Origin of the sequence: Mesorhizobium sp. M1E.F.Ca.ET.063.01.1.1 (assembly GCF_003998155.1) — a bacterium.
Lineage (GTDB): Bacteria > Pseudomonadota > Alphaproteobacteria > Rhizobiales > Rhizobiaceae > Mesorhizobium.
The window spans coordinates 1-8,623 of record NZ_RZSC01000210.1; the positions used below are offsets into that span (position 1 = coordinate 1).

General features: G+C 63.6%; 11 protein-coding genes. 6 read left to right on the forward strand and 5 right to left on the reverse strand.

What is annotated here, in order from left to right; all coding sequences use genetic code 11:
* From EOA29_RS16595 to EOA29_RS16610, 4 genes are all read right to left on the reverse strand, one after another.
* Positions 1-428: pilus assembly protein N-terminal domain-containing protein (locus EOA29_RS16595; protein ID WP_189478911.1), on the reverse strand; the 428-nt coding region annotated here is incomplete at its 3' end.
* Entirely contained in the window at positions 425-1,237 is an 813-nt protein-coding gene (cpaB, locus tag EOA29_RS16600) for a Flp pilus assembly protein CpaB (RefSeq protein WP_126090324.1), read from the reverse strand. The genes EOA29_RS16595 and cpaB, both read right to left, overlap by 4 nt.
* 299 nt (positions 1,238-1,536) lie before the next feature.
* On the reverse strand, positions 1,537-2,055 hold the full coding sequence (locus EOA29_RS16605) for a prepilin peptidase (RefSeq protein ID WP_126090325.1): 519 nt from the start codon (positions 2,053-2,055) through the stop codon (positions 1,537-1,539).
* Positions 2,056-2,198: 143 nt separating this feature from the next.
* Positions 2,199-2,381, reverse strand: a complete 183-nt coding sequence (locus EOA29_RS16610) for a Flp family type IVb pilin (protein WP_126090326.1) — start codon at positions 2,379-2,381, stop codon at positions 2,199-2,201.
* 355 nt (positions 2,382-2,736) lie between these two features.
* Between EOA29_RS16610 and EOA29_RS16615 the strand changes: the two genes are divergently transcribed.
* From EOA29_RS16615 to EOA29_RS16625, 3 genes are all read left to right on the forward strand, one after another.
* A complete protein-coding gene (locus EOA29_RS16615; protein WP_126090327.1) occupies positions 2,737-3,156 on the forward strand; it encodes a pilus assembly protein N-terminal domain-containing protein in 420 nt (139 codons plus the stop codon).
* A gap of 134 nt (positions 3,157-3,290) precedes the next feature.
* Positions 3,291-3,875: a TadE/TadG family type IV pilus assembly protein gene (locus EOA29_RS16620; RefSeq protein ID WP_126090328.1), complete on the forward strand. Its 585-nt coding sequence runs from the start codon at positions 3,291-3,293 to the stop codon at positions 3,873-3,875.
* Between the two features lie 41 nt (positions 3,876-3,916).
* Entirely contained in the window at positions 3,917-4,537 is a 621-nt protein-coding gene (locus EOA29_RS16625; RefSeq protein ID WP_126090329.1) for a TadE/TadG family type IV pilus assembly protein, read from the forward strand.
* Between the two features lie 5 nt (positions 4,538-4,542).
* On the opposite strand, the gene EOA29_RS16630 is transcribed toward EOA29_RS16625, so the two are convergent.
* On the reverse strand, positions 4,543-5,478 hold the full coding sequence (locus EOA29_RS16630; RefSeq protein ID WP_126090330.1) for a PhnD/SsuA/transferrin family substrate-binding protein: 936 nt from the start codon (positions 5,476-5,478) through the stop codon (positions 4,543-4,545).
* Between the two features lie 136 nt (positions 5,479-5,614).
* Here EOA29_RS16630 and EOA29_RS16635 point away from each other — a divergent pair, with 136 nt between their 5' ends.
* The 3 genes from EOA29_RS16635 to EOA29_RS16645 are packed head-to-tail and all read left to right on the forward strand — an operon-like array spanning position 5,615 to position 8,550.
* Entirely contained in the window at positions 5,615-6,853 is a 1,239-nt protein-coding gene (locus tag EOA29_RS16635; RefSeq protein WP_126090331.1) for a phosphopentomutase, read from the forward strand.
* Complete coding sequence (gene mutM, locus EOA29_RS16640; RefSeq protein WP_126090332.1) at positions 6,846-7,736, forward strand: bifunctional DNA-formamidopyrimidine glycosylase/DNA-(apurinic or apyrimidinic site) lyase; 891 nt, start codon at positions 6,846-6,848, stop codon at positions 7,734-7,736. Before EOA29_RS16635 ends, mutM begins: the two co-directional genes overlap by 8 nt.
* Positions 7,737-7,776: 40 nt before the next feature.
* Positions 7,777-8,550, forward strand: coding sequence for an enoyl-CoA hydratase (locus EOA29_RS16645; protein WP_127221161.1), 774 nt, complete (start codon positions 7,777-7,779; stop codon positions 8,548-8,550).
* Positions 8,551-8,623: the final 73 nt, after the last annotated feature.

Sequence of the window (8,623 nt, forward strand, 5' to 3'; positions counted from 1 at the left end):
ACGTTGTCGTTCAGCAGCTCGACCTTGATCTGCGACGTCGGGAGGAAGCGCTTGAGATAGTCTTCCAGTCCGGCGACGTCGCGTTCGACCGCCAGGTCGAGGCTGGCGATCTGTTCGCCGTTGGGGCCGAAGACGAAGATATTGGTTTCGCCGACCGCCTTGCCGAACAGATAGATGCGGCGCGCCGTGCGCGTGACCGCATCCGCGACCGCCGGATTGGCGACGAGGATGTCGTAGGCGTCGTTCGGCAGATCGATGACCACCGACTTGTTGAGACCGAGCTTGACGCGCTGCGTGGCAACCGAGGCCGTCACGCCTGCCGCCCTGTTCGCGGCCTTGGCCTCGACGAGGCCGGGTGCATTGGCGCCGAGCAGGAACAGGCCGATTGCCGCTGCCGCCATGACGGGCAGTTTACCGTTTAGCCTCATTTCCTTGCTCCCACTTCGGAAACTTCGCCCGACTTGATCAACCGCACCGTGCCGCGCCGGCCGTTGCCGTTCACCAGATAGTCGGCCTCGCCCAGGTTCTTCTCATTCGTGTCCACGATCGGACGCAGTGCCAATGTCAGGCGGTCCGCCATCTGCTGCGCCACCGTGATGATCTCGGCCTGCTGCGGTGTCAGCTCCAGCGTCGCGGTCTGGCCGACCCTGGTCTTCTTGCCCTCCTCGTCCTCCTGGATGGTCTGGTCGATGGCCAGGACGCGGATGTTCTTGAGGATGGTCTCGGTGCTGAAGCCGCTGCCGCCATTGCCGGTATCCGAGCGCCGGGTCATGATGACGTCGACGAAATCATTCGGCAGGATGAAGCCGCCGGCCGACGTGTCTGCCGATATCGCGGTCGCCACGGCGCGCATGCCGGACGGCAGGATCGACGACATGAAGCTCTGCCCTTCGCCGACCAGTTTGGAGCGCCGCAGCGGCTCGCCGGTATACATGGCCACGCGGGCGACCGAACCCTTGAGCTTTTCGAGCGCGTCCGGCTCAGCGGCACGGGTGATGAAATTGGCGTTGACGCCGCTGGCCGGCCACTGCTCCCAGCCGATGTTGTTGTCGAGCTGGCTGCCCATCGCAACGTCGCCGGACAACACCAGCACGTCCTGCAGCGCGATCGCCGGTTCCTTGGGAGCGTCGAGGACGACCTGGGGCGGCGGCGCCGCTACCATGTTCTTTGCGACATAACCCGCGCCGCCCGCCGCGGCCACCGCCACGCCCAGAATAATCAGTCGGGATGCTGGCATTTCGTCCGAACCCTTCGCCTCAAGGCAAACCACCTCGCCAGGCCGGACTTTGCAGCCGCAATCGTCAAAACAAGGTTAATGCAATGCTTACGATCGTGATTAATTTAAGGTTTACTCAAATTAGATGGAACCGCTTGCCGTTAACGAAAAAGGCGGCCACGCCGCCTCGAGAAACCCTCTTGCTCATGGGACAAGCAAAAGCACGCCTCCCGAAAGCGGGAACCGGTTTCGGGACAAAAATATGCGTAAAATCAAAAACCCAAAGCGCACCGGCCGTATCTGAAAGATCGCGATGCACCTTAGGTGGTGAGCCTGTTCAGCGCCCAGACCATCAGCGGAGAATCGGGAAAGGTGATGAGCCCACCGAGCCCAAGCGCGACGCCATAGGGAATGCCCACCCGCTCGTCGGCGAAATGGCGCAGAAAACGGTTGTGGCCGGTGTAGATCGCAAGCGGTGATTTCCGGTACGCCAGAATGGCGATCGTCAGCAGGCCGCCGATCAATGTCGAGGTCACCAGATAGCCGACGAGATTGATGTTGAGCCCCATCCATACGGCGGTCGCCGCCAGGAGCTTGGCATCGCCGCCGCCCATGCCCCCGAGCGCGAACAGGCCGAAGGTCACCGCCAGCACCAGGGAACCGGCCGCCAAGTGCCAACCGTAGGTTGCCCAGTCCATCCCGGTCAACGGAGCCACCACGGCGAACGTCGCCACGAGCAGCACCGGCACGCGGTTGGCAATCGTCATCGACAAGGTGTCGGAGACGGCAGCAAACAGCATGCAGAAGGGAAAGACGACGAAGATCACGGCTACAAGCATGGACGAAGGACCCGCATGGGAATCGACCGCCAGTCTAGGCTCGGCGAATTAACGATTGATGAGACCGGATGTTCAAATCGTCGGGCTGCATAAGAGAAGGGCCGCCCAAAGGCGGCCCCTCGCATTCGAAATGCGCGATCTTATCAACCACCCGACGGGGCGTTGGAAACGGCGTTTGCAATGGCCGTGAACTTGCTGTTCAGGGCGGTGCCAAGCGAGCCGGCGCCGACCATGATGGCGAGCGCGATGAGAGCGGCGATCAGACCATATTCGATGGCGGTCGCGCCGGATTCATCCTTCACAAAACGTGCGATGAGGTTAGACATTCGAGAGCTCCTACTCCACGTGTTACAGCACTTCCGTCAACTTCTCTTGGCGGTTGATCGGATGCTGCGAATCTAGGGAGAAGCCCTTTCAATCGGCTTAATAAATACCCTTACCGATTCCTTTCCGGCGGCGAACCCGTTGCTTGGTTAACCGTGGCCTAAACCTCCAGAAGCAGACCGACGGGCAGAAAAAGGGCGCAGTTCCGGCACACCCGCGACAATGCTAAAACAGCGCATGCTGCTTGGCCTGGGCCTCAAGGCGACCAATCCTTATCGCGCCCACCCAGCGTTTAACCGTTGGTTCACCAATCTCGTTCATGTTCCGTTGAACAGTCTGCCGCCCCGGAGCGCATCGATGACCTTGTCGAGATCATTTTCAGTTGCCGCGCTGGTGGCAATTGCCGCGTTCGTCATGCCAGCCAATGCCGGCGCCGGCATCGAGGTCACCATGAATCAGGCAAAGATCGTCAAGTTGGCGCGCGCGGCCGATACGATCGTCATCGGCAATCCGGCAATCGCCGACGCCTCGGTGCAGGATGCCTCGACGGTCGTTCTCACCGGCAAGGGTTTCGGCGTCACCAATCTGGTCGTGCTCGACTCGGACGGCAGCCCCATCATCGATGAGCAGGTGACGGTCGTCCGGCAGGCCGCGTCTTCGGTGCGCATCTACAGGCGCTCCGAAGTCCAGACCATGTCCTGCACGCCCTATTGCGAGAGCTCGTACAAGACGGACGCCGAGAGAGCTTCCGAAACTGAAATGAACGCCGGCCGCTGAGAGGCCGGCGGTACCCGCGCTGTTAATAGCGGGTTAAAGGTCGGCCAGCGAATTTAGCGCTCTTCCAAACAGGACCTCAATGGGTTGCCGCTATGTTGCCGCCGACATTGCAGGGGGATCGGCAGGAACGGGATATGAGCAAGGATCCGGCATCCGGGGGCGGTAAGGCGCGGGCAAAGCCCCGGCATGGCTTCTTCAGCGACAAGCGTGGCAGCACCGCGATGGAATTCGCGCTGCTGGCCATACCGTTCGCCCTGCTCGTCTTCGCCATCCTCGAAAGCTGTATCTCCTTCGCCGGCCAGGAGGTGATGGCCAACATCACCGACGATGTCGCGCGCCAGTTGCGGACCGGACAGCTCAGGAAGGCAACCGTCACGGAAGACTCGATCAAGCAGCTGATCTGCAGCAGGATGGAGATCATGGTGGCCAAGAATTGCCCCGGACTGCTGGTCGACCTTCGCGAATACCCGACCTTCGCCGACGCCGCCTCGGCCGGCTTCAAGATCGTGGACGGCGACATCGTGCTGACGCAAGGCACGAACTCGACGACTTTCTCGGTTTCTCCCGGGCTGGCGGAAACCAGGAATATGCTGAGGGTTTTCTACAAATGGCCCGTCATGACCGATTTCCTGGCCAAGCAGATGGCCAATCTGAAGGACGGAAAGACACTGCATTTCGCGTCTGTGACCTGGCAGAACGAACCATTCGACGACAACTGAGACTGCTCGCCGGCTGAGACTGTGGCGGCGTGGAGGTAAAAATGTACCGTGCGGGGGCACACCGGGGAATTTCAGCCATCGCTGCAGGGGCTGCGCGGTTTTGCCGTGATCGCAGTGGCGTCGCGGCAATCGAGTTCGCGTTTATCGTGCCGGTGCTGCTCATCATGTATTTCATCACGATGGAGGCCTCGCAGGCGATCGAGACCAGCAAGAAGGTCAGTCGCATCGGCAGCATGGTGGCTGATCTCGTCACGCAGCAGACGGCGGTCCAGAAAGCCGATCTCGATGCGATAATGAAGATCGGCACGTCGACGCTGCAGCCCTACAACCGCTCCACGCCGACGATCATCATTACCGGGGTCCAGATCACCGACGAGGCGTCGCCAAAGGTACAGGTCGCGTGGTCACGCAAGCTGGTGGGCAGCACCTACAGCGCCGACGCGGCGAAGGACAGCATCACCACGGTTCCGACGACGCTGAAGATCCGCAACACCTTCCTTGTCCGTGTGGAAAGCGACCTCGGCTATAAGCCGATCATCACCTGGTCCGCCAACGATTCGAAAGCGCTTGGGTTGACCTCGGCCTTCAACAACATATCGATGGGCGAAACCTACTATCTGAGGCCTCGGCGCGGTCCCACGGTCCCCTGCAGCGACTGCTGACAAGACTATTCCTGGCCGCCCGCTTCCCGCCGCAGGATGGCCAGCGCCGCTGCATAGTCTTTTGATGCGGCGAGCTCGAACCCGCCGGAATGCTCCGACTCCAGGAGATCGTAGACGTCGGGAGTGAGCGACCTGAGATTGGTCAGGAAGACGGCCAGCCTACGCTTCGCTTCGGCATCGAGATCGCTGCGCACGGCATGAGGGCCATATCGCATCGGAGCCGAGGTCCATAGCACCCGAAGCGATGCCTTCGGGACACCGGCGGCCTCGAGCCGAACGATCGTGCCTCCCGTACCGGTGGGCTGGCCATCGGCGCCGACAGGTTCCCAGCCGAACAGGCCGTCGGCTTCGCCGTCGCTGAGCATCGTCTCGGCCGCCGTGGCCGAGACGGCACGGGTCAGGAAGGGTGAATCTTCCGCGATCTTTGCGCCTTCGCCAGCCAGCCCGGTCAGCGGCAGCAGGGAACCGCCGACATTGTCGGCGGGAGCGATCGCGATCCGATGCGAGGCCATGGCGGCGAGGTCCGGCACTTTGCCGTCGCGCGTCACCAGCACGGAACGGATGCCGACGGCTCCATCGGTATCGACCGGAGCCACCAGCGGCTCAACACAGCCGCATCGCTCGGAAGCCGCGGCATAAGCGAGCGCCGAATAGATCGCATATTGGACCCGGCCGCTCGCCTGCGCCTCGATCAGCGCCGCATAGTCGCGGGCCACCACGAACTCCACCTTCATGCCGAGCGCGTTTGTATAGGCATCCGTCAGGCGTGCCAGCCCGGGAACAGTATTGCCGCCACCGGGCTCGGCGACGATGCCGATGCGAAACGTGCCGATGTCGCCGCGCCAGTCGGCGCGCGCGGACGAGGCCGCGCAGAGCACTGCGAAGGCCGCCGCGCACGTCCTCAAAGCCAGGCTTGCCGCGGATCTTTCGCCCTTGCCCATCCTCGCCGTACTCCCGCCGACACTGCGCCCGATTGCTGGACTATGGCGCCAAGCCGGTTGCGGTTCGGTTTCCGATTTGCCAATGCCGCCATGGAACCTTATGTCTGGCTGCCTGGACTGGCAACGACGGCACCCTATGGCGCGGGCTTTCTTATTCGTTCTCGATTCTTTCGGCATAGGCGGAGCAGCCGACGCCGGACGCTACGGCGACACCGGCGCCAACACGTTCGGACATATCGCGCAGGCCTGCGCCGAGGGCCGGGCGGATCGCGAAGGGTTGCGCCGGGGGCCGCTCGCCGTGCCCAACATGGTCTCGCTCGGGCTCGCGCGGGCGGCAGAGACGGCGACAGGGCTGAAGCTCGACCTCGACATGCCGTTGCTTGCCTCGTCCTTCCATGGCGCCGCCCAGGAGGTCTCGAGCGGCAAGGACACGCCTTCGGGCCATTGGGAGATCGCCGGCCTGCCGGTGCGTTTCGACTGGGGCTATTTTCCCGATACCGCGCCGGCCTTCCCGGCCGCGTTGACGGAAGCGATCATCCGCGAAGGTCAGGTGCCGGGCATCCTCGGTGATTGCCATGCGCCCGGAACCGAGATCATCGAGCGCTTCGGCGAGGAGCACATCCGCACCGGCAAGCCGATCTGTTACACCTCAGTGGACTCCGTGTTGCAGATCGCAGCGCACGAGACGCATTTCGGCCTGGAGCGACTTTACGAGCTTTGCCTGACGGTGCGCCGGCTGGTGGATCCGCTGAAGATCGGGCGGGTGATCGCGCGGCCCTTCGTCGGCGAGACGTCAGCCACCTTCCAGCGCACCCACAACCGCCGCGACTATGCCGTGCCGCCGCCGGAGCCGACCTTGCTCGACCGGCTGACGAAACGTGGCAGCAAGGTCATCGCCGTCGGCAAGATCGGCGACATCTTCGCCCATCGCGGCATCTCGGAGGTGCGCAAGGCGGGCGGCAACATGGCGATGTTCGACGAGGCGCTGGGCGCCATGGACGACGCCGGCGAGGGCGATCTGGTCTTTGCCAATTTCGTCGATTTCGACACCGAGTTCGGCCACCGGCGCGATGTCGCCGGCTATGCCGGAGCGCTCGAGGCCTTCGACCGCCGGCTGCCGGAGGCGCTGTCGCGCATCAGGCCGGGTGACCTGCTCATCCTCACCGCCGATCACGGCAATGACCCTACCTGGCGCGGGACCGACCACACGCGGGAACGCGTCCCGGTGATCGGCATCGGGCCGGGGCTGAAGGGCGGCGACATCGGGCTGAGGCCAACCTTCGCCGACATCGGTGAAACCGTCGCCGACCATCTTGGCCTGGCGCCCGGCCGTCACGGCACCTCTTTCCTTGCAACGACAGGCGGCCATGCCTGAACTGCCCGAGGTCGAAACCGTGCGGCGGGGGCTGCAGCCGGTTCTGGAGGGGGCCCGCCTCGTCAACGTCGAGGCGCGCAGGCCCGATCTTCGCTTTCCTTTTCCCGAGCGCTTCTCGGAGCGGCTTACCGGCAAGACCGTGACGGCGCTTGGCCGGCGCGCCAAGTATCTGACGATGCATATCGAAGACGGTCCGGTGCTGATCTGTCATCTCGGCATGTCCGGATCGTTCCGAATCGAAACCGCCGAGGGCAGCGACATCCCCGGCGCCTTTCGCCACGAACGGTCGAAGAGCGCGGCACACGACCATGTCGTGTTCGATGTCGCCTCGCCGAAGGGCGAGCGGTCCCGTGTCATCTTCAACGACCCGCGCCGTTTCGGCTTCATGCTGTTTGCCGAGGGGGCGCCGGACGCGCATCCGATGCTGGCCGGGCTGGGCATCGAGCCGACCGGCAACGCGCTCGACGGCCCCCTGCTCGCCTCGCTGCTCAAGGGCCGCAGATCGCCGCTCAAGGCAGCACTGCTCGACCAGCGGCTGATCGCGGGGCTCGGCAATATATATGTGTCGGAGGCGCTGTGGCGCGCCGGCCTGTCGCCGCTGCGCGAAGCCGGCACCATCGCCGGCTCCGGCAAGAAAGCCAAAGAGCAATGCGAACGCCTGGCCGAAGCGATCCGCTCGGTCATCGCCGATGCGATCGCCGCCGGCGGATCGTCGCTGCGCGACTATGTCCAGGCCGATGGATCGCTCGGCTATTTCCAGCATTCCTTCGCCGTTTACGACCGCGAGGGCGAGTCATGTCCGAAGCCAGGGTGCGGCGGCCATATCGAGCGCATCGTGCAGAGCGGCCGCTCGACATTCTATTGCCGGACCTGTCAGCGGTGAGCTAGACCGGTCTCCTCAACCGAAGCGAGGAGACCACGCCATGACCTATGAAACCATTCTCGCGGAGACACGCGGCAAGGTCGGGCTGATCACGCTGAACCGGCCGAAGGCGCTCAACGCGCTGAATTCGCAGGTGATGACGGAAGTCGCAGCCGCGGCGAATGCGTTCAACGCCGATGCCGGCATCGGCGCGATGGTCCTTACGGGTTCGGAAAAGGCCTTCGCCGCCGGCGCCGACATCAAGGAAATGCAGGCGATCGCCTTCGTGGACGCCTATACCCAAGACTTCTTCGTCGGCTGGGAAGAGCTCACGCGTGCCCGCAAGCCGATCATCGCGGCGGTGGCCGGCTACGCGCTGGGCGGCGGCTGCGAACTGGCCATGATGTGCGATTTCATCATCGCCGCCGACAATGCGAAGTTCGGCCAACCCGAAATTACGCTCGGCGTCATGCCGGGCATGGGCGGATCGCAGCGGCTGACCCGCTTCGTCGGCAAGTCGAAGGCGATGGATATGTGCCTGACCGGACGGATGATGGACGCCGCCGAAGCCGAACGCTGCGGGCTGGTGTCGCGGGTCGTGCCGGCCGGCGAACTGGTCGAGGAAGCGATGAAGGCGGCGGCGAAGATCGCTGATTTTTCACTGCCATCGGTGATGATGACCAAGGAAGCCGTCAACCGGTCCTATGAGACGACGCTTGCCGAAGGCCTGCGCTTCGAGCGCCGCCTGTTCCATTCGCTGTTCGCGCTCGACGACCAGAAGGAAGGCATGGCCGCCTTCGTCGAGAAGCGGAAGCCGAACTTCACCAACCGCTAGGTGTTGCCAAAAAGACCGCGACGCGGCGTTGACGCGCCGGAAAAGCTGAACTATAAGCCGCACCAACCGAGGC